At 63.5% G+C, this 24,314-nt stretch carries 20 protein-coding genes; 4 read left to right on the top strand and 16 right to left on the bottom strand.

Annotation, left to right across the window (positions count from 1 at the left end):
- Nucleotides 1-63 precede the first annotated feature (63 nt).
- The 12 genes from PAN31117_RS16205 to PAN31117_RS16260 form a co-directional block, all read right to left on the bottom strand.
- Nucleotides 64-1,368, bottom strand: a complete 1,305-nt coding sequence (locus PAN31117_RS16205; RefSeq protein ID WP_150739080.1) for an ABC transporter substrate-binding protein — start codon at nucleotides 1,366-1,368, stop codon at nucleotides 64-66.
- Nucleotides 1,369-1,464: 96 nt separating this feature from the next.
- Nucleotides 1,465-2,670 (bottom strand): ABC transporter ATP-binding protein, encoded by a 1,206-nt coding sequence (locus PAN31117_RS16210; RefSeq protein WP_150739081.1) that lies wholly within the window; start codon nucleotides 2,668-2,670, stop codon nucleotides 1,465-1,467.
- Nucleotides 2,671-2,961: 291 nt separating this feature from the next.
- On the bottom strand, nucleotides 2,962-3,831 hold the full coding sequence (locus PAN31117_RS16215) for an alpha/beta hydrolase (protein ID WP_150739082.1): 870 nt from the start codon (nucleotides 3,829-3,831) through the stop codon (nucleotides 2,962-2,964).
- A 2-nt stretch (nucleotides 3,832-3,833) separates the two neighbouring features.
- Nucleotides 3,834-4,784: a DUF4118 domain-containing protein gene (locus PAN31117_RS16220; RefSeq protein WP_150739083.1), complete on the bottom strand. Its 951-nt coding sequence runs from the start codon at nucleotides 4,782-4,784 to the stop codon at nucleotides 3,834-3,836.
- A gap of 297 nt (nucleotides 4,785-5,081) precedes the next feature.
- Nucleotides 5,082-5,900, bottom strand: coding sequence for a M55 family metallopeptidase (locus PAN31117_RS16225; protein WP_150739084.1), 819 nt, complete (start codon nucleotides 5,898-5,900; stop codon nucleotides 5,082-5,084).
- An 81-nt stretch (nucleotides 5,901-5,981) separates the two neighbouring features.
- Nucleotides 5,982-7,106 carry a DmpA family aminopeptidase gene (locus tag PAN31117_RS16230; RefSeq protein ID WP_150739085.1) on the bottom strand — a complete coding sequence of 375 codons (1,125 nt, stop codon included), beginning with the start codon at nucleotides 7,104-7,106 and terminating at the stop codon, nucleotides 5,982-5,984.
- A 23-nt stretch (nucleotides 7,107-7,129) separates the two neighbouring features.
- Nucleotides 7,130-8,035, bottom strand: coding sequence for a glutathione ABC transporter permease GsiD (gene gsiD, locus PAN31117_RS16235; protein ID WP_150739086.1), 906 nt, complete (start codon nucleotides 8,033-8,035; stop codon nucleotides 7,130-7,132).
- Nucleotides 8,036-8,045: 10 nt separating this feature from the next.
- A complete protein-coding gene (gene gsiC, locus PAN31117_RS16240; RefSeq protein WP_150739087.1) occupies nucleotides 8,046-8,966 on the bottom strand; it encodes a glutathione ABC transporter permease GsiC in 921 nt (306 codons plus the stop codon).
- A 165-nt stretch (nucleotides 8,967-9,131) separates the two neighbouring features.
- Nucleotides 9,132-10,691 (bottom strand): glutathione ABC transporter substrate-binding protein GsiB, encoded by a 1,560-nt coding sequence (gene gsiB, locus PAN31117_RS16245; RefSeq protein ID WP_150739088.1) that lies wholly within the window; start codon nucleotides 10,689-10,691, stop codon nucleotides 9,132-9,134.
- 186 nt (nucleotides 10,692-10,877) lie between these two features.
- On the bottom strand, nucleotides 10,878-12,764 hold the full coding sequence (locus tag PAN31117_RS16250; protein ID WP_150739089.1) for a dipeptide ABC transporter ATP-binding protein: 1,887 nt from the start codon (nucleotides 12,762-12,764) through the stop codon (nucleotides 10,878-10,880).
- 111 nt (nucleotides 12,765-12,875) lie between these two features.
- On the bottom strand, nucleotides 12,876-13,832 hold the full coding sequence (locus PAN31117_RS16255; RefSeq protein WP_150739090.1) for an isoaspartyl peptidase/L-asparaginase family protein: 957 nt from the start codon (nucleotides 13,830-13,832) through the stop codon (nucleotides 12,876-12,878).
- Nucleotides 13,829-14,986 carry a MurR/RpiR family transcriptional regulator gene (locus PAN31117_RS16260; RefSeq protein ID WP_246189126.1) on the bottom strand — a complete coding sequence of 386 codons (1,158 nt, stop codon included), beginning with the start codon at nucleotides 14,984-14,986 and terminating at the stop codon, nucleotides 13,829-13,831. Before PAN31117_RS16260 ends, PAN31117_RS16255 begins: the two co-directional genes overlap by 4 nt.
- A 470-nt stretch (nucleotides 14,987-15,456) precedes the next feature.
- Between PAN31117_RS16260 and PAN31117_RS16265 the strand changes: the two genes are divergently transcribed.
- Complete coding sequence (locus PAN31117_RS16265) at nucleotides 15,457-15,732, top strand: hypothetical protein (RefSeq protein ID WP_174990993.1); 276 nt, start codon at nucleotides 15,457-15,459, stop codon at nucleotides 15,730-15,732.
- Here the strand turns inward: PAN31117_RS16265 and PAN31117_RS16270 are convergent.
- The 3 genes from PAN31117_RS16270 to PAN31117_RS16280 all read right to left on the bottom strand — a co-directional run bounded on the left by PAN31117_RS16270 (nucleotide 15,706) and on the right by PAN31117_RS16280 (nucleotide 18,613).
- Nucleotides 15,706-16,263 carry a YggT family protein gene (locus PAN31117_RS16270; RefSeq protein WP_150739091.1) on the bottom strand — a complete coding sequence of 186 codons (558 nt, stop codon included), beginning with the start codon at nucleotides 16,261-16,263 and terminating at the stop codon, nucleotides 15,706-15,708. The genes PAN31117_RS16265 and PAN31117_RS16270 overlap by 27 nt on opposite strands.
- A gap of 64 nt (nucleotides 16,264-16,327) precedes the next feature.
- Nucleotides 16,328-17,467 (bottom strand): enoyl-CoA hydratase/isomerase family protein, encoded by a 1,140-nt coding sequence (locus tag PAN31117_RS16275; protein WP_150739092.1) that lies wholly within the window; start codon nucleotides 17,465-17,467, stop codon nucleotides 16,328-16,330.
- Nucleotides 17,468-17,479: 12 nt separating this feature from the next.
- Nucleotides 17,480-18,613, bottom strand: a complete 1,134-nt coding sequence (locus PAN31117_RS16280; protein ID WP_150739093.1) for an acyl-CoA dehydrogenase — start codon at nucleotides 18,611-18,613, stop codon at nucleotides 17,480-17,482.
- A 492-nt stretch (nucleotides 18,614-19,105) separates the two neighbouring features.
- On the opposite strand from PAN31117_RS16280, the gene PAN31117_RS16285 reads away from it, so the two are divergent.
- From PAN31117_RS16285 to PAN31117_RS16295, 3 genes are all read left to right on the top strand, one after another.
- Nucleotides 19,106-20,767: an acyl-CoA synthetase gene (locus PAN31117_RS16285; RefSeq protein ID WP_150739094.1), complete on the top strand. Its 1,662-nt coding sequence runs from the start codon at nucleotides 19,106-19,108 to the stop codon at nucleotides 20,765-20,767.
- Nucleotides 20,768-20,797: 30 nt separating this feature from the next.
- The gene (locus tag PAN31117_RS16290) at nucleotides 20,798-21,565 is read left to right on the top strand and encodes an SDR family NAD(P)-dependent oxidoreductase (protein WP_150739095.1); all 768 of its coding nucleotides are present in this window, start codon (nucleotides 20,798-20,800) and stop codon (nucleotides 21,563-21,565) included.
- Between the two features lie 184 nt (nucleotides 21,566-21,749).
- On the top strand, nucleotides 21,750-22,760 hold the full coding sequence (locus PAN31117_RS16295; protein ID WP_150739096.1) for an AraC family transcriptional regulator: 1,011 nt from the start codon (nucleotides 21,750-21,752) through the stop codon (nucleotides 22,758-22,760).
- Nucleotides 22,761-22,844: 84 nt separating this feature from the next.
- On the opposite strand, the gene PAN31117_RS16300 is transcribed toward PAN31117_RS16295, so the two are convergent.
- Nucleotides 22,845-24,218: an MFS transporter gene (locus tag PAN31117_RS16300; protein WP_150739097.1), complete on the bottom strand. Its 1,374-nt coding sequence runs from the start codon at nucleotides 24,216-24,218 to the stop codon at nucleotides 22,845-22,847.
- Between the last annotated feature and the right edge of the window lie 96 nt (nucleotides 24,219-24,314).

The raw sequence follows: 24,314 nt of genomic DNA on the forward strand, positions 1-24,314 counted from the left end.
GGTCCATCGGTTCAGCACCCGGGGCCGGGCCCCGGGGTTCTACAGACTAATTCACTTCCCGCATCAGCGAGCGTACGGACGCAGAATACGATCCGCTTCACGCTGCGCATCGTCCAGCGCCTGCTTGGGTGACTTAGTGCCGGTGAGCGCCGCTTGCAGGCCGTCGCTCAGCGCCTTCGTCACGCGCTGGTTGTCGTGCGTCGAGAACTCGGCAACGCTCACGCCGAGTTGATCGCGCGCCACAGCCGCGGCGGGCACCTTCTGCACGTAAGCCTTCATCGCCGGGGTTTCCCACGCGGCCGGAGTCACGGCGACATAACCCGTGTCGATACCGAACTGCGCGGCTCGTTCAGGCGTGGTGGCCCACTTGATGAACGTCATGGCCGCCTGCTTTTCTTCCGGCGTCGACTTCTTGAAGACGTAGAAGTTACCGCCGCCCGTCGGGCTGCCGCCGCGCACCTTCGCCGGCATCTTGCCCACGCCGAACGGGAACGACGCATTGGTGCGGATGTTGGTCAGGTTGCCGGTCGTCGTGTAGATGATCGCGGTCTTCTTTTCGAGGAAGTCCTTCGGCGTGGTGCCCCACTCGATTGCCCCGGTCGGCATGACTTTGTACTTGGTCGTGAGGTCGACCCAGTATTGCAGCGACTGCACGGCTTGCGGCGCGTTGAGGAACGTCTTCGTACCGGCGGGGTTCATCAGTTCGATACCCGCCGGCGTGGTGAACGCCTGGAACAGCCAGTAGGCAAATCCCACGGACGGCACCTTGATGCCCCACTGCGTCACGTTGCCCGAAGCATCACGCTTGGTCAGCTTCTGCGCATAGCTCACGAGTTCGTCCCAGTTCGCCGGGGCGCGGTCCGGATCGAGACCCGCTTCGCGGAAGGCGTCCTTGTTCCAGTACATCACGATGGTCGAGCGCTGGAACGGCACGCCCCAGGTGTGACCGTTGATGCGCGAGTTCAGCATCAGCGCCGGGTAGAAGCTGTCGAGCCACTGCTTGTCGGCGGCCGTGTTGGCAATGCTGTCGATGGGCACGACGGCGTCTTCGTCGATCAGCGTAAAGACGTCGGCGGCGGCGAGCACGGCCAGTTGCGGCGGCGTGCCTGCCTTCGCGGCGGTCAGCGCCTTGACGACCGAATCCTGATACGAACCGGCGTACACGGGCTTGATCTTGATGCTCGGATGGTCCTTTTCGAAGTCCGCCACCAGATCGTTGATGATCTTCGTGACCGGGCCGCCCACGGCGACCGGGTAATAGAACTGGAGCTCAACCGGCTTCTGTTGCGCGATGGCGTGGCTCGTCAGACCGCTGAATGCCAGCGTGGCCAGACTGGCCGCAAACGTTTTCAGAATCGTGCGTCGCATGTTCCTGGGTTCCCCATGAAAGCGTAGTGGTGATGTGACTGGTAGTGAAGATTGGCTGCACGGCCGTGTGTCCGACCGATGCTGGCCCCGCCCTGATTAGGCGTGTTGTTCCGGCATCAGCGCCATGGCCTGCATAGTTTGCGGGGCTTGCGGCGACGTGGCGTCCGGCGTCTGTTCCGCGACGAGCGATGCAGGCGACGCTGTCGACGGTACGATCTGTGGGCTCACTTTCAGCGTTACCTCGGCCACGCGCTCGCCCGAAGTCGCGTCGAACAAATGCTGATCGGCGGCATCCCACTGCAAGCCGATGGCGTCGCCCGGCAGGAACGGCCGATGACCCGGCACGCGCGTGGCAATCTCGCCCGCGTCGCCGAGTACACACGCGACAAGCGTGTCCGCGCCCAGATACTCGACGGCGCTCACCGTCGCGAGCACCGCGCCCACAGCGGTCGGCGCGACAGCGCGAACGTGTTCCGGACGCAGTCCGAGCAGCGCGGCGTCGCGCGAACCGGCGGGCGCGAGCGCAGGGCCGGTCTGCCCGGCGGGCACGAGCGCATCGCCATGACGCACCAGCTTGAGCAAATGCATCGGCGGCGTGCCGATGAAGCTCGCGGCGAAACGCGTCGACGGCGTGGCGTACAGCGTGTGCGGTGCACCGTGCTGTTCGATCCGGCCGTGGCGCAGCAGCACGACCTGATCGGCCATGCTCATCGCTTCGGTCTGATCGTGGGTGACGTAGATGAGCGTCATGCCGAGCTGCTGTTGCAGCGCGCGGATTTCACGACGCATTTCCTGACGCAGTTGCGCGTCGAGATTCGAGAGCGGTTCGTCCATCAGGCACACGGACGTCTCCGCAATGACCGCGCGCCCCAGCGCCACACGCTGCTGCTGGCCGCCCGACAGCTGCGACGGCTTACGGTCCAGATATGGCTCCAGCCCGAGCAACGACGCCACACGGGCGAGGCGTTGCGGGTAGTCACGCGTTGGCTCGCGACGCACGCGCAGGCCGAACAGCAGGTTTTCGCGCACGGACAGATGCGGGAACAGCGCGTACGACTGGAACACCATCGAGAGCTTACGACGCGCCGGCGGGAGCGCCGTGACGTCGTCGCCCCCCAGCAGGATGCGTCCGCTCGTCGGCGTATCGAGACCGGCGATCATGCGCAGCAGTGTCGACTTACCGCAGCCCGACGGGCCGAGCAGAACGACCAGCGAGCCCGCGTCGGCAGAGAAACTCACATCCTGGAGCGCGTGTGTGTCGCCCCACTGTTTGCTGACGGATTCGATGACGAGCGATGACATGAGCGAATATGCGCTGGCCGCGCAAAGACGGCCGGATCGGAAAAACCCGACCTTAACCGGCTATCGATGGCAGTTTGATGACATCGTGTGCACCAGTCCTGGCGCGGCTCTCGCGGGACAGGAATGTCAGGCATCCGATCAGTTGACCGAGGACGTGCAGGCCCGTTGCCGCTCCCATCGCGTGAGAATTCAGGTATCCGAACGAAGGTCGCACACGCTTGCGAAAGCGTGTGCGACTTCATGAACTTCCGGGATGTCGGGCGTCGGGAGACGACGCCTGAGTGATGGCGATCAGGCCGCTGCCTGACGGCGCTTGGCGCGCAGCAGCGCCTTGGAGATGATGCGAGTCTCGGAAGTCGCGGCACCGGTGCGACGCGCCACGGCGTCGCGGAAGAAACGGCGCGTCTCGTCGGCGACGGTCTCGCGCTCGTTGTCCATCGTGAGGATGTGATAGCTCTCACCAAGCAGGCATTTCTGCTTCACTTCCGACGACACGCCGTTGTACACGATGCGCGCGTTGTGCGGGCTGGCCGTATCGTCATCCACCGCATGAACGATGAGGCAATCCGCCGTCACACGATCGAGACGGTTGCGAACGTGAGAAGCAAGCCGTCGCGCGTTATACAGATGCTCGATGGGGAGCGACGCCGAGCCGATTTCCGAGGCGTCGTGCAGCGACATGGACTTCTCGACGCGCGCGCGCAGCCGTTCGTTCTTCAGCCCGAACGGCGCCTTTTCGTAATAACGATAGCGATTGCCGAACGGCAGGTGATACAGCAAATCGAGCAGCGGATACGCAAGCGGAATGGTCCAGCCGTCGTACACGAGCGTGACGGCCAGCACCGAGATCGCCGTGACGTCCGGCTCCTCTTCGGCCACGGCCAGACTTAGCGTCGCGCCCATGCTCAGCCCGCACAGCGAGACGGTTTCGTGCGTATCGCGCAACTCGCGATACTTCGCGCGCGCGGCAGCGATCCACTCGCGCCAGTGCGTGCACGGCGAGCCGAGGCCGTAGCCTTCGATATGGGGCACCGACACGGTGTACCCGTCGCGATGTAACGCCTTGGCGACCGGACGCATTTCGAGCGGTGTGCTCGACAGTCCCGGTAACAGCAGCACGGCGTGTTCGCCGCCCTTGTAGAAAATGTCTTGTTGAAACATGGTCAAACCCCGCCGGAGACGACAGGCGTCTCCGAAACTTCGCAAACGTCGCGCCGGTCAGGCGTGCTGGCCTTCAATTCACTCGTATTGCTGGTCGTGCTATCAGAACGGTTGGCCGTGGATGCCTGCGACAGCGTATGAAGCGACGTCACCGGGCGCACCGTCGGCCCCGAGTGCAGCCGCAGAATCACATAGGTTCCCACATGCGCGCGGAAATGCTGAAGCTCGCAGTGGATCAGGTCGTAGCCACCGTCGCGCGTACGCACGCGCAAGTTGTAAGCGCCGTGCGGCGGCGGCTCGACGTCGAGCGAGAAAAGGCCCGCCATGCGCTTCGCGTCGTCCGGATGCAGCAGTGCGCGCAGCCCCTCGCGCTTGGCGAGCTCCGGTGTCACCCCCGTCTCGCGACGGAAATGCTCATCGATGAAGACGTAATGCGAGGCCGGGTTCGCCAGATAAAAGATCGAGTCCAGATGCTTCGTCAGGTACGTCATGAGGGCGTTGCCCAGTTGCACCGAATCGGTGAGCACCATGCGCTCGTTCTCGGCGCGCAACAGCATTTCGTATCGCGTTTGCGCCACCTCGGCGATGAGCTCGGCGCGATATTGCGCGCGACGCAGCCGCTCGATCAACGCCACGGCGAGCGGCGTAATCATCAGGAAGCCGGTGACGATAAGCACATCGCGACGATCCAGTTGGGCAACGTCGCGAAACGGCGGCACGAAGAAGAAATCGAAAATGGGGATGCTGATGACCATCGCCATGATCGCGGGCCCCAGGCCCCAGACGAACTCGACGATGATGGCCGCGCAAACGAAAAACAGCCCTGGCATCGAGTGATCGAGCACCGGATGCAGGAGGCTGCGAACAAGAAACGCAGCAAGTACCACCATTAACGCACCGACATACCGCTTGGCGCCGGGCTCCGCCCAACGTCGGGCGTTTCTGATATCCATGATTCACCGCCGACGTTTGCCGACGCTCAATAATCCGAGGTTGTGCACTAAAGGGCGGCACACCTGTTACAAAATATTACGGATTATCGCACGTCCGCTCTTGACGTTCGGGGGCATCAAACCCTAATTCAGTCGCGCCTTAACAACATGGGAACGGCGAATCCAGCACTGGCGCGGCTGTGCGGCCAGTGCCGGTTCGGTTGACAGGGAAATACCGGTGACAAAACTCGACAAAACCCTGCAAATCAAAAGGATACGGGGCCTTTTGGGGGACGCTATTTGCGGATTTCGGAGCCTTCAGCGCAGCATGGAAGACATCGCGGAGAGGCAGTTGAGCATGCGAACGGCCGCCTCGACGGTGGGCGCTTCGAACTGCAATGTCACGCCGTCGACGCGCTCCAGCGTCGGCCATTGACAGAAGAGATCGGCCAGCGCCGTGGTCTGGGTTTGCAGACGCACTTCGACCGGCGTTTCCACCTTGTAGGTATGCCACTTGCGCGAATCGGCCAGCGACACTTTCGCGGCCTCGCGAATCAGGTCGCACGACTGCGCCGGGTTGAGCGTCATGCCGCTGCCCTGCCCCCACGCCGACTTCGTCTGCACGAAATGGGCGGACGGGAAGATCGGTTGCGTCTCTTCAACGAACACGTCGTCGCCGCTGGCCATGACCACCGGCACGCCGCGCTCGCCTGCAAGCGCGCCGTAAATCATCGCTTCGCCCGCTTCCACGCCGCCCAGCCACACGCGCGCGAAGGCGAAGCTGTTGATGGTGTGGGCCAGAATGCCAGCGCTCTGCGCCTTGCCGTGAAAACCGATCATGAACATCGCGTCGCAACCGGCTTCCACGCCAGCGGCCATACTCAGATAGCGCGGCTTGCCCAGCACCAGACGGGCGCGCGGGTCGAGTTCGTCCGGCAGCAGATTGCGGAAGCTTCCGTGCGAGTCGTTGACCATCACCTCGGTCGCGCCGCCCGCGAAGGCACCTTCGACGGCGGCATTGGCCTCGCGTGTCATCCAGCGGCGGGCGAGTTCGTATTCGCCGTTACCGGCGCGCGTCTGTTCGGCGTGAAAGACGCCGGCCACACCTTCGATGTCTGTGGAAATCAGGATTCGCATAGTGTCAGCAATGTCTCAGCAATGTCTCGGCAGTGTCATCGATGGGGTTTCCCGGGCTCGCCGGACTGCACCGGGCTGTATTCAAAGCGTCGCCCAGTCGGGCAATACGTCGGCCAGCGCGCGTCGCACGTGACCATCACGTCCAAGGACCGACTCGGCGGCAAACAACGCATGCAGGATGGCCTGCTCGGTAGCGTCGGCCGTCGCCTGGAAAATCGGATCGAGTAACGCATCGGGCACCAGCGCGGCTGGCGCGACACGCCCCAGCGCGTCGTGCGGCACCGTGTAACCGGTGGTGAAGGCGAGTGCGACGTCACCGCTGCCGTGACCGTAGACGGAGCCGGTGCGGGCCAACCCTGCTCCGGTGCGGGTCGCAACGCGGCGCAACTGGCGCGCGTCGAGCGGCGCGTCGGTGGCGACAAGCATGATGATCGAGCCGCGCTCGGGCGCTGCGCTCTGCTCAGGCTGGGCAAGGCGTTCGTCGAGCACCGGGCCGACGTGGCGTCCGTCAATCGTCAGTTGCGAGGGGCGTCCGAAGTTCGACAGCACCAGCACGCCGACGGTAAACGTCGCCCCAGCCGTCTCCACCACGCGCGACGCCGAACCAATCCCGCCCTTGAGGCCAAAGCTGGACATGCCTCGCCCCGCCCCCACTGCGCCCTGTGCGAACACCGGCGACGCATTCGCGAGCGCCTGCGCGTAGTGCGCGTCCGAGACGGCGAACGCCTGCATATCGTTGAGGTAGCCGTCGTTGCATTCGAACACGGTCGGGTTCAGCGACGGACCGCCGCGTCCGATATCGGGGTTCGCGGCAATGGCGGCGCGCAGTTGCCCCAGCACGACCTGACTGACGGAGAAGGTGTTGGTGAGCGCCAGCGGCGCTTCGACTACGCCGAGCTCTTCGATCTGCATCAGACCGACGCTCTTGCCGAAGCCGTTGATCACGGCGGCGGCAGCGGGAATCTTGTTGCGGAACGGGTCCCAGCGGGCGTGGGGGGCTGCGGCGTCGGGCGCGCCGCCCGCGTCAGCCGTGGAGGCCGGTGTCGGGCACACGACCGTGACACCGGTCTGCACCGGACCGTCCTCAAGGGTGACCTGCCCGACGAACACGCCGGGCACATCGGTGATCGCGTCGCGCGCCCCGGCGGGCAGTTGCCCCACGTGAGGCGCGCCGAACAAGGCTTCGCGAAATTCTGACGGGGGCATGGCTTCGCGCTCCTGCGGGAATATCAGTGCCGGTCGAGCTTCGGATCGAGCGCGTCGCGCAGACCGTCGCCCAGCAAGTTGAAGGCGAGCACGGTCAGGAAAATGGCCAGGCTCGGGAAGATGGCAATGTGCGGGGCGTTGACCATGTCGGCGCGCGCTTCGTTAAGCATTGCGCCCCACTCCGGCGTCGGCGGCTGTGCACCCAGACCGAGGAACGACAGGCTCGCAGCCGTGATGATCGACGTACCGATACGCATCGAGAAGTACACGACGATGGACGACACCGTCCCCGGCAGAATGTGCCGCATGATGATCGTCCAGTCGGACGCCCCGATGGAGCGCGCCGCTTCGATGTACGTGAGATGCTTGAGCACCAGCGTGTTGCCGCGTACGAGGCGGGCGAACGCCGGAATCGAGAAGATGGCCACCGCCACGATCACGTTGATCATGCCGTTACCCAGCACCGCCACCACGCCGATCGCCAGCAGAATGCCGGGGAATGCGAACAGCACGTCGGAGATACGCATGACGATACGATCCCACCAGCCTTCGTAATAACCGGCCAGCAGACCGAGCACCGTACCGATGACCGCCCCGAGCGCGACCGAGCCGAAGCCGGCGGCGAGCGAGATCCGCGAACCGGCGAGCACACGGCTGAAGATGTCGCGGCCGAGCGAGTCGACGCCGAACCAGTGCTTCGCCGACGGTCCGGCATTCAGCGCGTCGTAGTCGAAGAAGTTCTCCGGGTCGAACGGCACGAGGTGCGGCGCAAGCATCGCGACGACGACCAGCGCCAGCACAAAGACCCCGGCGACCATGGCGATATGTTGTTTCTTGAACTTGCGCCAGAATTCGCGCCACGGCGTGCGGACGCGGCTGTTGCTGGCGGCAGCCGCGTTTGCGGCCGTTGTCGGTTGGCTTGCGCTCATTGTGCTTGCCTCACTTGTAGCGAATGGTCGGGTTGATGACGGCGTACAGCACGTCGACCACGAGGTTGATCAGAATGAACTCAAGCGAGAACAGCAGCACCAGCGCCTGAATCACCGGGTAGTCGCGCATCTCGACCGAGTCGATCAGCAGGCGTCCGAGTCCGGGCCAGTTGAACACCACCTCGACGACGATCGAGCCGCCGAGCAGAAAGCCGAACTGCAACCCCATCATCGTGACGACGGGGATCATGGCGTTACGCAGCGCGTGCTTGAACACCACGCGCATTTCGTTGAGGCCCTTCGCACGCGCGGTGCGCACGAAGTCCTCATGCAGCACCTCGACGAAGGCCGAACGTGTGAAGCGCGCCATCACGGCGGCCACGGCCGCGCCCAACGTAATCGAGGGCAGGATGTAGCTCTTCCACGAGTCGGCGCCGATGGTCGGCAACCAGCCGAGCTGCACCGAGAAAATCTGCATCAGCAGCATGCCCAGCGCGAACGCTGGGAACGAGATGCCGGAGACGGCGAAGGTCATGCCCAGCCGGTCGGGCCAGCGATTGCGCCACACCGCCGAGGCCACACCCAGTCCCATACCGATCACCACCGACCACACCATGCTCACCAGCGTGAGCCACAGCGTCGGCAGGAAGCGGCTGGAGATCTCTTGCGAGACCGGCTGCTTGCTTCGCATCGACAGACCGAAATCGCCGCGCACGGCGTTCGTGATGAAGGTCGTGAATTGCGTGAGCAGCGGCTTGTCGAGGCCGAGATCCTGACGCACCAGCGCCACGGTCGCCTCGTCCGCCTGCGGACCGGCCGCCAGGCGCGCCGGATCACCCGGCAACATGTGCACGAAGGCGAACACCAGCACTGCCACGATCAGCAGCGTGGGGATCAGGCCGAGCAGGCGTTTGAGAAAGTAATTGAGCATCGCAGTCTTGCCGAACGTCTTGCCGAAACCATGTCTTGCGGTAGACCGCGCCGCCAGCGTCGAAACTGCTTGGCTGGACCGGGCGGCGCGGGGAACATCACACTCACATCGAACGCATATCGCACGCGCCGTCCCGGCATTCCGGGGCGCGCACGCGCCACGCGATTACTTCATCGAGATGTCGGTGAAGTTGAACGAACCGTCGGGCATCGTGTACACGCCAGTCAGGTTCTTGTTGCGTGCGTACAGCAGCTTTTCCGTCACGAGGAACGCCCAGGGCGCGTCGTTCCAGATCTTCTGTTGTGCGTCCGTGTACAACTTCGTCTTCTCGGCACGGTCGGTCGTGAGCAGCGCCTTGTTGAAGTCCGCGTCGACCGCTTCGTTCTTGTAGTACGCCGTGTTGAACAGCTTCGGCGGGAACGATTCCGAGCTCAGCAGCGGGCGCAGTGCCCAGTCGGCTTCACCCGTCGACGACGACCAGCCCACGTAGTACATGCGCACCGGAGCCTTGTCGGGGTCCGGTGCGGACTCGACCAGCTCGACACGCTGACCAGCTTCAAGCGCGCGCACTTGCGCCTTGATGCCGACCTGTGCCAGTTGCTGCTGCACGAACTGGATCACCTTCTGCGCAGTGGTGTACGTATAAGCCGACCACAGTGTGGTCTCGAAACCGTTCGGGTAACCGGCTTCCTTGAGCAGTTCCTTGGCCTTGGCCGGGTTGTACGGCCACGGACCGGTCTTCGCTGCGTAGTCGACGCCCTTCGGCACCACACCGTCGGCCGGCGTGGCGTAACCTGCGAAGGCCACCTTCACCAGCGCTTCCTTGTTGATGGCGTAGTTGATGGCCTGACGCACGCGCACGTCGTCGAACGGCTTCTGCTTCGTGTTAAAGCTCACGTAGCGCTGGATGATCGACGGACCGGCGATCACGTCCACCTTGCCGCTCGCCTTCAGGCCGTCTGCCTGTTCATACGGCACCGGGAAAGCAAAACCGGCTTCGCCCGTCTGCATGACGGCCGCGCGCGTGTTGTTGTCCACCACCGGCTTGAAGGTGATCGTGTCGACCTTCGGATAGCCCTTCTTCCAATAACCGTCGAACTTCTTCACCTTCACGTAATCGGTGCGGTTCCATTCGACGAACTCGAACGGACCGGTGCCGACCGGGTGCGAAGCGATGTCCTTACCGTACTTCTTGAGCGCTTCGGGCGAGATGATCACGGCCGACGGGTGCGCGAGCGTGTTGATGAACGGCGAGAACGGCTCCTTGAGCGTGAACTTCACCGTGTGCGCATCGACGGCTTCCGTCTTGGCGATTTCCTTGTACAGGTTGTAGCGCTTGAGCTTGTTCTCCGGGTTCGTCACGCGGTCGAAGTTCGCCTTCACGGCGGCGGCGTCGAAGTTCGTGCCGTCCTGGAACTTCACACCCGACTTGAGCTTGATCGTGTAGACGAGACCATCCGGCGAGACCGTGTAGCTATCGGCCAGCACGTTGATGAGCTTCATGTCCTTGTCGAAACCGAACATGCCCTCGTAGAACGACTTGGCGACGGCTTGCGACAGCGTGTCGTTCGCATCGTACGGATCCATCGTCGTGAAGGTCGATTGCACGGCCATCACGACATCCTTGGCGGCGAACGCCGGGGCTGCACCGAACACGGCGGACGCCACAGCGACGGACGCAAGCGCGGTTTTCCAGCGAGCGCCCAACAAAACGTTTTTCGACATCTGTCTTTCTCCTTCTGGTCTGACGGGGTCGCCCCGGGCGAGTCGTTCGACTGCGCCGCTTGGCGGTCATTATGGTGACAACATGAACAGCAAAGGTTACTGCCTGGAACTGCCTGAAACTACCGGGAGCGAAGCCATCGCTCCCGGGGAAAACGGGTTCGGCTTACGATGTCCGAGTCATGCGAATCAGTAAGCACCCGCCACGCGATGGCGCGCGACAAAGTGCCCCGCGCCAACTTCGACCAACGGCTGGACCTGCGGCTCGTCACCCAGCGCGCGGATCGGGCTCGGAATCTCTTCGGTCAGCAGTTCGCGTTTAGCGTGACGACGCGCCGGATCGGCAATCGGCACCGCCGACATCAGCTTCTTCGTGTACGGGTGTTGCGGGTTCTCGAAGATCGCACGACGCGGTCCGATCTCGACGATCTGGCCGAGGAACATCACCGCCACACGGTGGCTGATGCGCTCCACGACCGCCATGTCGTGCGAGATGAACAGGAACGCGATACCGAACTCCTTTTGCAGATCGAGCATCAGGTTGATGATCTGGGCCTGCACGGAGACGTCGAGCGCTGAAACGGATTCGTCGGCGATCACAACCTTGGGTTTGAGCGCCAGTGCACGTGCAATGGCGATACGCTGACGCTGCCCCCCCGAGAATTCATGCGGATATCGCTGGGCGTACTCGGCGGGCAAGCCTACGCGCTCCAGCAATTCCGCCACCCGCTTTTCGGCTTCGGCACCGCTCGCCACACCATGCACCAGCAGCGGCTCCATGATCGAGAAACCCACCGTCAGACGTGGATCGAGCGACGCGAACGGGTCCTGGAAGATGAACTGGATATCGCGGCGCAGCGTCTGCAAGGCGCGGCCTGCGAGATCGTGAATCGGCTTGCCACCGAACTCGATGGAGCCGCCCTGACTGGCGACCAGACGTAGCAGAGCACGGCCGGTCGTCGACTTACCGCAACCCGATTCGCCCACGAGCCCCAGCGTCTCGCCGGGATACAGATCGAAACTCACTCGCTCGACCGCATGCACACGTTGCTTCACGCGACCGAAGAAACCCGACGGCACATCGAAGCGCGCGACGAGATCCTTCACGCGCAGGATCGGACCGGCATCGGTCTTCACCGTCGGTTGCGGCGTTTCGGCTGCGGGCTTGGCATCGGGCGGTGCGTCGTAGCGCAGCAGCGGGAAGCGTGCGGGCAGATCGGTGCCCCGCATCGAACCGAGACGCGGCACGGCCGAGAGCAACGCCTGCGTGTAGCGCTCACGCGGCGCGGCGAAGATTTCGGCCGACTTGCCTTCTTCCACTTTGTCGCCGCGATGCATGACCAGCACGCGGTCGGCCACCTCGGCCACCACCCCCATGTCGTGCGTGATGAACACCACGCCCATGTGCATCTCGTCCTGCAACGCGCGAATCAGTTGCAGGATCTGCGCCTGAATGGTCACGTCGAGGGCGGTGGTCGGTTCGTCTGCAATCAGCAAGCCCGGCTTGCACGAGAGCGCCATCGCGATCATCACCCGCTGACGCATGCCGCCCGAAAGCTGGTGCGGGAAACGGCCGAGCACGCGGCGCGCTTCGGGAATGCGGACGAGTTCGAGCATGCGCAAGGCTTCGGCGCGCGCGGCGGCAGCGTCCTTGCGCTGGTGCAAACGAATCGATTCGGCGATCTGCTCGCCGACCGGGAACACCGGGTTGAGCGACGTCATCGGCTCCTGGAAGATCATCGCCATGTCGGCACCCCGGATGCTGCGCATGGTGTGGCCGCTTGCACGCGTGAGGTCGACCAGGCGGCCGTTGCGACGGCGCATGATCATCGTGCCCTGCGTAATGCGTCCACCGCCGTTTTCCACGAGACGCATGGCGGCCAGCGATGTCACCGACTTGCCCGAGCCGGATTCGCCGACGATAGCGAGCGTCTCGCCCCGGTCGACATGGAAGGACAGGTCGCGCACGGCCGTGACCACGCGCTCGGAGGTCGCGAACTGCACGGAGATGCCGCTCACGTCGAGCACACGCTCGTCGGGCAACGAAATGGTTGGGGTTGTCTTACGCTCAGCCACGCCTGTCCTCGCTAATCTTCACTTGCCGAATCTGTTGCCAAGGGCGTCGCCGTCTCCGGCGCCGCCCTGTCCTGCCTGCCGTCGTGAGACTTCAGGCGATACTCATGGACGTTATTCGTGAATGGCCGTCACCGGCGTTTCGCCGACACGGGCCACGCCGCGATACATCCCTTCCGTGTTGAAAGGCAGCGCCACGTTGCCCTGTGCGTCCACGGCGATCAGACCGCCGCGGCCACCCACGCGCGGAAGACGCTCGCGAATGACGCGCTCGGCTGCATCGGCCAGCGACAGGCCTGCATAGGCCATCAGCGCCCCCACTTCGTAACAAGCGACCGCGCGAATGAACGCCTCGCCGGTGCCCGTCGCCGACACGGCGGCCGTGGCGTCGTTCGCGTAACAGCCCGCGCCGATCAGCGGCGAATCGCCGACACGACCGATGGCCTTGTTCGTCATGCCTCCCGTGGAGGTCGCCGCCGCCACATGGCCGTGCATGTCGCAGGCGACTGCGCCGACCGTGCCGAACTTCGTGTCCGGATCGATGGGCTCTTTCTTGAGCGGCATGTCGTGGTCGAGCGACACGGCGGCACTCGCCAGCGCGCGCTGCAACTGGGCGTAGCGCGCTTCGGTAAAGAAGTACTCGGGATCGACCAGTTCGGCCCCGTTCGCTGCAGCGAAGGCTTCCGCACCCTCGCCCACGAGCAGCACGTGCGGGCTGTGCTCCAGGACCGAGCGGGCCGCCAGAATCGGGTTGCGCACACGGTGAACGCAGGCGATGGCGCCCGCGTCGAGCGTCGTGCCGTTCATGATCGCGGCGTCGAGTTCGTGCGTGCCTTCGTGGGTGAAGACCGCACCCCGTCCGGCATTGAAGCGTGGGCAATCTTCGAGATGCTGCACGGCCACGGTGACAGCGTCGAGCGCCGAGCCGCCAGCCGCTAACACGGCCTGACCGGCGCGCAGCACGTCAGCCAGTGCTTCGTGATACGCCTTGAGTTCTTCGGGCGACGTGTCGCGACTGATCGTTCCGGCACCGCCGTGAATGGCGATGACCGCGCGTTGGGCGTGGCTCATGATGCGTTGTCCTTTCTGTCCAGACTGACAGGCGTCGTGCTGGACGCCGTGCCGGCATGACTCGAATGTCGGGATGCGGTCTGATGGACCGGATTCGGTGCGCCCTGCGTGCTGGCCGTCGCCGCTGCGGCGGCGTTCGACAGCGACTTCACGGCGGCGGTGGTTGCGGTGGCGGCAGTGGTCGCGACGCGTCCCACTACTGGCGACGGCGCTCGGGCTACCGCTCTGGCCACATTGGCCGGGGCGTTCGACGGACTCTGCGACGCCGAGTCGATCCACGGCAGCAGGAAATCGGTCAGTTCGGTGGCGCGGTCCACGGCGTGTTTCGCGCGTTGTGCCACGGCGTCGCAAATGGCATCGATCATCGCCAGCACGCTCGCTTCGGAGTTGCTCGACAGGCGCGGCTTGCTGCGCACGAAGAGCACGATATCGCCCAGCGGTGCCAACGGCGACGTCGGACTGTCCGTGAGTACCATCACCGACACACCACGCCCGCGCAGCCGACGGCAAAGCGTCACGGTGTCGGAGACGTAGCGCGGGAAGCCGAGCGCGATCACCAGATCGCCCTCGCGCAATTTGAAAAGCTGACGTGCGGCATGCGTCGATCCGCCTGCGCCGACGACCGACTGCACGTTTTCGCAATAGGGATCGAGACCGTGATGGAGCAGCCCGGCGAGATAACCGCTCGCCCCCAGTCCCAACACGTAAATACGGTGCGCTTGCAGAATCGACTCGATGGCGCGCTCGCACGTCCCGGCGTCGAGCGCGCGACGGGTCCAGTCCAGATTCTCGATGGCCTGGGCGAGGGACGCGGCCATCACGTCCGCGCTGTCGCTCGCCTGCGCCTTGCTCGTGCGCAGGCTTTCGATAGGGGCCAGCGTCGCTTCGTAGCCGCGGACCATGGCCGCACGGCATTGCGGGTAACCATCGAAGCCGAGCGCGCGGGCAAAACGATTGACGGTCGCGAGCGACACGCCAACGGCGTCGGCAAATTCGTCGATGCGCATGGTCGCCGCACGAAACGTATTGTCGAGCACGAACGCCGCCATGCGCTGCTGCGCGGGCGTCAGTTCGGGCATGGCCCGCACGATGCGCTCAGTGAGCGGCAAGTCGGCAGGCAACGAATCGGCATCGATCATGAAATTGAAATGCATCCTTTCTTCGGAGTGAAAGAAAGTATATTTTCATCGACACCCCGTCAAAAGAAAAAAAATAGTTCAAATGCTGCCAGTTGAGCTTCCGGCACGTGCGCATTCCCCCTTCACGGCCCACAAACCCTGTCAAAACAAGGGGGCATGACCTCCGTCATACGTAAAAAGCGGGCATACTAGGGGAAACCCGAATGCACGAACTTGCCGGCGGCTTTGCAATCCGACGCTGAAGGACGGTTTCACTGCGCGCCGGTTCTCAAGCGTCGCGCAGCGTCACTCAGATATCGCTTCGATATCACTCAATCGTCAGGTAACAGATTCACAGGACAGTCACTGGACCGCCTGGGGAGGCTTGGTCGGAGGCGAGTCGTAACGTGCAGTAAACATGGAGTAGTCACGGGCTTACATTCGCCCGTTACTGTGATCGAACGAATCGCGCCGACGCGAAAGCTATAGCCTCAAGGAGCATGACCATGCTGAGCCCGCATGAAATCGCCACGCTGCTGCTGGCGGCCGCATCTCTGGGCCCCATCGATGCCGATGCGCTCGAACCGCCCGACCTCGCCGCGCTGGAGCAAGCGCGCCTGGTGCATGTGGCGGTGGACGAAGGACAAACGAAAGTGAGCGTGACCGAAGACGGCCACAGAGTGTTGCGTCGTCTTGGATTGGAACGGGTGCCGCAGGCAGCCGCATCGCTGCCTGCGAACACGAACGCGGATGCGTCAGAGCATCGCGAAGAACAGGCTTAAGCGCGCGAGCACGATCAGCAGAATCTGCATCAGCAGGAACAGCGCCAGCGGCGAGAGATCGAAGCCGCCAACCATCGGGATGACGCGACGAAGCGGGCGCAGCAGCGGGTCAAGCAAGTGCTGGAGAATCGGCATCGCCGTGGCACGCGGATTGACCCACGACAGCACGGCCATCAGCAGCGTGAGCCACATCACCAGATTCGCGCCCCACTTGGCGACAAGCACCACCGCCACCAGCAAGCCACGCGGGAACACCGTGACCGGCGACACCCCCACCACGGCCGTGATCAGCACGAGATAGAGGATCGCCGCGATCCACGCGCCGATCACGCACGCCCAGTCAATCCCCCCAACGCCCGGCACGACACGCCGCAGCGGCAACACGATCCAGTTGGTGAACTGGAACACCCCTTGAGAGAGCGGATTACGCGGGGGCAGCCGAGTCGCCTGCATCCACACACGCAAAAGCAATAAAGCGCCGAATAGCGAGAAAACAAGGTCTAGCAGCAGACGGGCGATTTCGACGAGCATCTGGACTCCAACGGATTGTGCGGTCCCCCGCAAAACCGGCATTGTCGCATGCGTTTGCCCGACTTCAATCCCTGCCTAACGCATTCAGTGGATGCTGCCCTTCCGGCCACGGTGAAACGAAGAAGGCATCCACCTCGGTCGTCGGTACGTCATCCAATGTGGCGAAGCGCCAACGGGGTTGCTTGTCCTTGTCGATCAACAGCGCGCGGACGCCCTCGACGAAATCGCCGGACACGAATGCGTGATAGCCCAGCACCAGTTCCATCCGGAAAGCGTCGGCCAGATCCAGGCGTCGCCCCTTTTGCAATTGCCGGTCGGTGACGCACAGACTGAGCGGGGAGCGCTGGCGAAGCAACGCCAGTGTCTCGGCAGCCCAGGGGTTATCGGTGGCGGCTGTCAGCGACGCCACAATACCCGGCACGTCAAGGGCGCTGAAATGCCGGTCGAGCGACGCTCTCACGCCAGCAAGCGGGGCGGTGTCCGACGACGTACGCCCCAGCGGCAGAATGGCGGCGCGCAGACGCGCGAGCAACGCGTCGTTACCGTGACCTGCGGCGCTCGCGTCGTCCCTGGCCCATTCGAACTTCAGCAGCACCTCGCGCAGTTGCGCCAGTGCATCTCCTTCAAGCCAGACATCGGCGAGTCCGCAGTAGAGCGTATCGGCCGCCGTAATGGTTGCCCCGGTCAGGCCGAGGTAGCGCGCCAGCGTCGGCGCGAGATGCCCGAGGAACCAGCTTGCGCCGACATCCGGGAACAAGCCGATGGCCGTCTCCGGCATCGCCAGCTTCGTTCTGTCGGTCACAATGCGCAGCGCCGCGCCCTGCGCGACACCCATGCCACCGCCCATGACAATGCCGTCGAGCAACGCGATATATGGCTTCGGATATCGGTGAATCAGATAATCGAGCTGGTACTCGTCGACGAAGAACGCCTGATGCGCGTCAGCGTTGTTCACCCGGCTGTCGTATAGCGCCCGAACATCTCCGCCAGCGCAGAACGCCTTCTCCCCCGCCCCTTCGATCAGCACTGCGCGCACAGTGGGGTCGTCTTTCCACGCCATCAATTGTCGCCACATGGCGCCCACCATGCTGTGGGTGATGGCGTTCAGCGCCTTCGGCCGGTTGAGCGTGATCACACCGAACCCGTTGATCACGTCGAACAACACTTCGTCTTGCGCCTCGACAGCGCCATCGTGCAGATTCACTTGCCCTCCTCCTCAATCCAGTGCACGGGCGATCACCTGCCGCTGGACTTCGCTGGTGCCTTCGTAGATCTGCGTGATGCGGGCATCGCGATAGAAGCGCTCGACCGGATAGTCCTCCAGATACCCGTAACCACCGTGAATCTGAATGGCATGCGTACACACCCACTCCGCGAGTTCCGACGCGAAGAGCTTTGCTTGCGACGCCTCCGTCAGGCAGGGCAAGCCCTGTGTGCGCAGGGCCGCTGCGTGCAGAATGAGGAAGCGCGCCGCGTTGATGCGCGTCGTCATGTCGGCCAGCATGTTGGCGATACTCTGATGCTCGCGAATCGGCTTGCCGAATTGCTGGCGCTCGTTCGCATATTGCAGCGCCGCCTCGAAGGCCGCGCGCGCCACGCCCAGCGCCAGCGCCGCGATCCCGATGCGCCCGCCCTCAAGGTTGGACAACGCGATCTTCAGTCCCTGCCCCGGTTCACCCAATATAGCGTCCTCGCCGACTTCGCAGTCGACCAGCGTGATCGGACAGGTGTCCGACGCGCGAATGCCCAGCTTGTGCTCGGGACGCCCGACCTCGAATCCCTTTGTATCGGTCGGCACGATGAAGGCGGAGATGCCACGCTTGCCCGCTGCCGGATCGGTGACCGCAAACACGATGGCCACTGCCGCGCGCCTGCCGTTCGTCACGAACTGTTTGTTGCCGTTCAGGACCCACTTATCACCGCGCCGCTCGGCGCGCGTCTTCAGATTGCTGGCGTCCGACCCGGCTTGCGGCTCGGTCAGGCAGAACGCCCCGATCTTGCGGCCTGCGGCCAGATCCGGCAGCCAGCGCTCGCGCTGGGCGTCGTTACCGAACTTCAGGATCGGCGCACAGCCGACCGAGTTGTGCACGGACATCATCGTGGCCGTGGAAGCGCAACCCGCCGCAATTTCCTCCATCGCCAGCGCATACGCCGTGTAATCGGTGTACGACCCGCCGTACTGCTCCGGCACCATCATGCCGAGCAGGCCAAGCTCGCCCATCTGCGCAACCATCGCGTCGGGCAACGCACACTCGCGGTCCCATTGCGCTGCGTTCGGCGCAAGTTGCTCGCTGGAAAACGCACGCGCCATATCGCGAATCATGCGTTGGTCTTCGGTGTAGAAATCCATGCTCTGTCTCCTGCGCCGTGACGTTATCGGAACGTTATCGGAACGTTATCGGTAAGAATCGCGTTAAGAATCGCGGTAAAAATCGTCGACGTCTTTCGCCTATCGATGGGTCCAGTGTAGGGATCGCGCCCCGTTGGCACCATAGCCAAAAACGGCAAATTGGATGAGCGGAATTGCCATCGGAATCGTCCGTATCGGGCTCGGGACAAACCCTCATGGCCGCAGGGAATCGCCGCACGCCTTACCGGACAATGCCCAGGGTACGCCTGACGCGAGGCGAGATCCCCTGTTTGCGGAGTGGATAAATCCCTCACGAACTCTGACCCGATTGGACATTGCCTGCCGCCGACGCCACCCATTACGATGAATTTCCCCTTGCCCACGAGCGTCGCCCCCGAGAACAGACGGCGCCGTGGGCGGTCGGCAAAGCATACAGAGGGCACTCACCGCGAGCGTGCTTGCCGACCCGCATCTGTCTACAGGAGACAACCCATGACTGCGGAATACGCCCAAGCCTATGAGGCGTTCGACATCGACGCCACCGTGCGCGCCACGCTGGACGGCAATCTCGACGCGATGAATGCCTGTGTCGAATGTTGCGACCGTCACGCCCTTCCCGGGCGCATCGCCCTGTTCTGGGAAGGCAAGGACGGCACGAGCCAGACCTGGACGTTCAAATCGCTGCAAACCTTGTCGGCGCGCTTCGCCAACTTCCTGCGCGAACAAGGTGTGCAGCCCGGCGACCGTGTCAGCGGCCTGCTGCCTCGCACACCGGAATTGCTCGTCACGATCCTCGGCACCTGGCGCGCGGGCGCTGTCTATCAGCCGCTTTTCACAGCGTTCGGGCCGAAGGCGATCGAACACCGTCTGCAAAGCGCGCAGAGCAAGCTCGTCGTTACCGACGCGACCAACCGGGCGAAGCTCGACGAAGTCGCCAACTGCCCGCCGGTCGCGACGGTCGGCGGCCCTCGCGGTCAGGGTGTGCGACGCGGTGACTTCAGTTTCTGGCACGAGGTCGAGCACCACGACGAGGTGTTCGATCCGGTGATGCGCCGGGGCGACGATCCCTTCATGATGATGTTCACCTCGGGCACGACAGGCGCGGCCAAACCGGTGATGGTGCCGCTGCGCGCGATCATGGCGTTCATGGGTTATATGCGCGACGCCGTCGATCTGCGTCCGACCGACACCTTCTGGAACATTGCCGACCCGGGTTGGGCGTACGGGCTGTACTACGCCGTCACAGGACCGCTCGCGATGGGGATTCCCACGACGTTCTACGACGGGCCGTTCACCGTGGAGAGCACGTACCGGATCATCAACAAACTGGGGGTCACCAACCTCGCAGGGTCGCCGACAGCGTTCCGTCTGCTCATCGCCGGAGGCGAAAAAGTGGCGGCTCCCGTCAAGGGCCGGCTGCGCGCCGTGTCGAGCGCTGGTGAGCCGCTGAACCCCGAAGTCATTCGCTGGTTCGCCGAGCATCTCGGTGTGACCATTCACGATCATTACGGCCAGACGGAACTGGGCATGGTGGTCTGTAACCATCACGCACTCTCGCATCCGGTGCAATCGGGCGCTGCGGGCTTTGCCTCGCCGGGGCACCGTGTCGTGGTGCTCGACGACGAAGGCCGCGAGTGCCCTGTCGGGCAGCCGGGCGTGCTCGCGCTGGACCGCAAGCAATCGCCGCTGATGTGGTTCGGCGGCTACTGGGAGCGGGAGACGCCAGCGTTCATGGGCGACTACTACCTTTCCGGCGACACCGTCGAGCGCAATACCGACGGCAGCATCAGCTTCGTCGGACGTAACGACGACGTCATCACGTCGGCAGGCTATCGCATCGGTCCGTTCGACGTGGAAAGCGCGCTGATCGAACATCCGGCCGTGGTCGAAACGGCCGTAGTCGGCAAGCCGGACCCTGAGCGCACGGAGCTGGTCAAGGCATTCGTCGTGCTGCACGCCCAGTTCGCGCCGTCAGACGCCCTCGCCCGCGAATTGCAGGAACACGTTCGCCATCGACTGTCGACGCACGCGTATCCGCGCGAAGTCGAATTCGTGACCGAACTGCCCAAGACGCCGAGCGGCAAGCTTCAGCGCTTCATTCTGCGCAATCAGGAAATCGCCAAAGCCGCGCAAGCGTCGGCCAATGCGGCCTGAGCGCCACCTCTTACTTATTCAGGATTCGCTATGCAAATCAAGGATCGTGTCTTTCTCGTCACCGGCGCATCGTCGGGGCTCGGTGCAGCAACCGCCCGCATGTTCGTCGACGCAGGTGCCAAGGTCGTGCTCGGCGACATCAACGCCGAAGCCGGTGCCAAACAGGCCGACGCGCTGGGCGAGGCCGCGCGCTTCGTCACGACCGACATCACGCGCGAAGACGATGTGCAGCGTCTCGTCGATACGGCAAAGAGCGCCTTCGGCAGCCTGAACGGTGTGGTCAACTGCGCGGGCATGGTCATTGGCGAACGCATTCTCGGCAAGCAGGGGCCGCACCGGCTCGAGAGCTTCGCGCGCGTCATCAACGTGAACCTGATCGGCACGTTCAATGTGCTGCGCATTGCGGCTGCGGCGATGGCCGAGGGCGAAGCGGATGCCGAAGGCGAACGCGGCGTCGTCGTGAACACGGCATCGGTCGCAGCGTTCGACGGGCAGATCGGTCAGGCGGCATATGCGGCGTCCAAGGGGGGTGTCGCCGCACTGACCTTGCCCGCCGCGCGTGAGCTGGCGCGATTGGGCGTACGTGTCGTGACCGTCGCACCGGGGATTTTCGAAACACCGATGATGGCTGGCATGACGCCCGAGGTGCAGGCTGCGCTCGGTGCGTCGGTACCGTTCCCACCGCGTCTGGGACGTCCGTCGGAGTACGCCGCGCTGGTGCGACACATTGTCGAGAACACCATGATCAACGGCGAGGTCATTCGTCTTGACGGCGCATTACGCATGGCACCGAAGTAAGCCGCAGGAAGTCTCGACGTCTTACGCTGCAATCGAAACGCCAAGTCCGCCCCCCGCCAAATCTGCGATTTCGGAATACTCCGATCAGCGTTTCGGACGGCGACGGAAGCGCCGACAGGGGCCGCACTGCTAGAATTCCTGCGTCCCCCTGCTACGGCATTCCGCCGACTCCGATTCGCGACGCATGGAAAAAGGCAGCATTTCGATTCATTTTGTGATCAACGCATTGGCGCACGTCGAGCGACTCGGCGGCGATCCGACGGCATTGCTGCGCGCCGCAGACATCGGCCCGTCGCTGCTCGCGCATCCACAGGGGCGTGTCTCGGCAGATCGATATGCGCATCTGTGGCGGCTGATCAGTCTTTCACTGGACGACGAGTTCTTTGGACAGGATTCGCGCCGCATGAAGGTCGGCAGTTTTGCGATGCTGTGTCACAGCGTCGTCGCCTGCCACACGCTGGAACAGGCGTTACAGCGAGCATGCCGCTTCATGGGGCTGTTGCTCGACGATCTGGAGATGCATCTGGTGCGCGACGGCGCACTGGCCCGGCTTGAAGTCCATGAGCGGCCGGATACGAAAGCGCCGCGCATCTTCGGACACGAGACGCTGCTGATCCTCTTCTACGCACTCACCTGTTGGCTGATCGCGCGGCGAGTGACGCTGGGAACGGCATACTTCGCCTTTGACGAACCGGTCTACAGCGATGAGTACCGGACCATGTATTCCGCGCGGTTGGTCTTCGGTGCTCCGCATACCGCTATCGAGTTCGACGCTGCGTGTCTTGACTTGCCGGTCGTGCAAAACGAAGTCACGGTGAAGGATTTCCTGCGGGCTGCACCGGGCAACATCATCCTCAAGTACAAGAACACCAAGGGGATGGTGGCGCGGGTCCGGCGTCGATTGAAGACCATGTCGACGGATAGCTGGCCGGCGTTCGAAGCGTTGGCGGGCGAGTTTCACACGACCCCGTCGACGTTGCGCCGACGGTTGGAGGACGAGGGGCAGTCATACCAGTCGATCAAGGATCAGTTGCGACGCGATCTTGCGATTCACGCGCTCTGCCACACGTCCAAGCCGATGCTGGAAATTGCGCTGTCGTTGGGCTTCGCCGATCCCAGTGCATTCTTCCGGGCGTTCCGAAAATGGACGGGAGCACGTCCGGGAGATTACCGGCGTCAGGCAGTGGAAGCCTGACGCGCCCTGAACCGATCGATCTCGGTTCGATGACGCGTCAGGCGGTGCCGTGTGTCATCTGCAAAACGGACGACGGCAGACGTCTCAAGCCGTGCGGGCCTTGCCGGTCACGGCAGCACTTTGACCTTCCTTGCCGTTATCGTCATTGTCGTCCAGTTCGATGCGTTTGACTTCGCCGAGCAGCAGCAGGTAGCACAGCACGCCGGCGATGGCGAAGATGCTGATGAGGCCGAGAGCCCAGCCGAACGAGCCTGTCGCTTTGACGATGAAGCCAATGGCGATGGGCGTGATGATGCCCGAGAGGTTACCGGCGAAGTTCACCGCACCGCCCGTGATGCCGACCATGCCCTTGGGGGCGATGTCCGCCACGAGCGACCACGACGCCGACGCCACGCCTTGCGCAAAAAACGCAAACGACATGATGGCGATGACGAGCCAGTTGGCATCCGTGAGTACCGTGAGCGACATCGTCGGCACCAGCAGCAGACCGGTGACGATGGGCGTCTTGCGCGCCGTACCGACCGCCACACCGCGACGCAGCAACCAGTCCGAGAGCAGACCACCGCACACCACGCCGATGGAGGCCGCCACGAACGGCACCGACGTCATGCCACCGGCCTTGAGCACCGTCATGTGACGTTCGGTGATCAGGTACGTCGGGAACCACGTCAGGAAGAAGTACAGCGACGAGAGCGACGCGAACTTACCCACGCAGATCGCGATGATCTGGCGATTGCGAAACAGCGCCAGCAGCTTGCGCCACGGGAATTTCTGCGCCGTCGCAGGTTCCGCCGATTTCACTTCGACGAGCGCCCCGCCGCTACGAATATGCTCGAGTTCTGCGGCGTTGACCCACGAGCACTTGTCCGGATCGCGATAACCGACGAACCAGACACCGGCCCACACGATGCCCAAAAGCCCTGTCGCATAGAAAATTTCGCGCCAGCCCCACGTGTGAGCAATCCAGAACAGCACTGGAGTGAGGGCCGCCATGCCGATGTATTGGCCGACGAGGTAGACGCTCGTCGCCACACCCCGTTCACGTTGGGCGAACCAGATCGAGACCACGCGATTGTTCACAGGGAACGTCGGGGCTTCGGCAATGCCCACGCCCAGACGCATACCGAAGAGCGTGGCGAAGCGCGATGTGAAGCCTTGCATGAACGTCAGCACCGACCAGCTGAGGATAGCCACACCGTAGATCGCGCGCGTGCCAAAGCGGTCGATGACCCAACCGCCGGGAATGTTGGCGATCACATACGTCCAGGCGTACGCCGAGAAAATGAAGCCCAGTTCGACCGGTCCGAGACCGAACTCCTGCTTGAGCATCGGGGCGGCGACCGAGAGATTGGCTCGGTCGACATAATTGATGACCGTGCCGACGAAGACCAGAAAAAGCATCCAGTAGCGCACACGCGAGGGGCGCTGGGAGGATGTGGGGGGCAGAGAAACTGACATGTTGAATCTCGTGAATCTCGAAATAGGCGGCGACGTTATACAGATGCCGCCGAAAATCCTGCAATCACCAACATCGTCGGCACCGAACGAAGTCGA

This window comes from Pandoraea anapnoica, from assembly GCF_902459765.1.
In the GTDB taxonomy this organism is placed as follows: Bacteria; Pseudomonadota; Gammaproteobacteria; order Burkholderiales; family Burkholderiaceae; genus Pandoraea; species Pandoraea anapnoica.

Bases quoted from the DNA above. Each gene is read 5' to 3' on its own strand.
- PAN31117_RS16290 (WP_150739095.1), top strand. From the start codon at position 20,798: ATGCAAATCAAGGATCGTGTCTTTCTCGTCACCGGCGCATCGTCGGGG.
- PAN31117_RS16215 (WP_150739082.1), bottom strand. From the start codon at position 3,831: ATGTTTCAACAAGACATTTTCTACAAGGGCGGCGAACACGCCGTGCTG.
- PAN31117_RS16260 (WP_246189126.1), bottom strand. From the start codon at position 14,986: ATGCATTTCAATTTCATGATCGATGCCGATTCGTTGCCTGCCGACTTG.
- PAN31117_RS16285 (WP_150739094.1), top strand. From the start codon at position 19,106: ATGACTGCGGAATACGCCCAAGCCTATGAGGCGTTCGACATCGACGCC.
- PAN31117_RS16220 (WP_150739083.1), bottom strand. From the start codon at position 4,784: ATGGATATCAGAAACGCCCGACGTTGGGCGGAGCCCGGCGCCAAGCGG.
- PAN31117_RS16265 (WP_174990993.1), top strand. From the start codon at position 15,457: ATGCTGAGCCCGCATGAAATCGCCACGCTGCTGCTGGCGGCCGCATCT.
- PAN31117_RS16225 (WP_150739084.1), bottom strand. From the start codon at position 5,900: ATGCGAATCCTGATTTCCACAGACATCGAAGGTGTGGCCGGCGTCTTT.
- PAN31117_RS16230 (WP_150739085.1), bottom strand. From the start codon at position 7,106: ATGCCCCCGTCAGAATTTCGCGAAGCCTTGTTCGGCGCGCCTCACGTG.
- PAN31117_RS16210 (WP_150739081.1), bottom strand. From the start codon at position 2,670: ATGTCATCGCTCGTCATCGAATCCGTCAGCAAACAGTGGGGCGACACA.
- PAN31117_RS16270 (WP_150739091.1), bottom strand. From the start codon at position 16,263: ATGCTCGTCGAAATCGCCCGTCTGCTGCTAGACCTTGTTTTCTCGCTA.
- PAN31117_RS16205 (WP_150739080.1), bottom strand. From the start codon at position 1,368: ATGCGACGCACGATTCTGAAAACGTTTGCGGCCAGTCTGGCCACGCTG.
- gsiD (WP_150739086.1), bottom strand. From the start codon at position 8,035: ATGAGCGCAAGCCAACCGACAACGGCCGCAAACGCGGCTGCCGCCAGC.
- gsiB (WP_150739088.1), bottom strand. From the start codon at position 10,691: ATGTCGAAAAACGTTTTGTTGGGCGCTCGCTGGAAAACCGCGCTTGCG.
- PAN31117_RS16280 (WP_150739093.1), bottom strand. From the start codon at position 18,613: ATGGATTTCTACACCGAAGACCAACGCATGATTCGCGATATGGCGCGT.
- PAN31117_RS16300 (WP_150739097.1), bottom strand. From the start codon at position 24,218: ATGTCAGTTTCTCTGCCCCCCACATCCTCCCAGCGCCCCTCGCGTGTG.
- PAN31117_RS16295 (WP_150739096.1), top strand. From the start codon at position 21,750: ATGGAAAAAGGCAGCATTTCGATTCATTTTGTGATCAACGCATTGGCG.
- PAN31117_RS16255 (WP_150739090.1), bottom strand. From the start codon at position 13,832: ATGAGCCACGCCCAACGCGCGGTCATCGCCATTCACGGCGGTGCCGGA.
- gsiC (WP_150739087.1), bottom strand. From the start codon at position 8,966: ATGCTCAATTACTTTCTCAAACGCCTGCTCGGCCTGATCCCCACGCTG.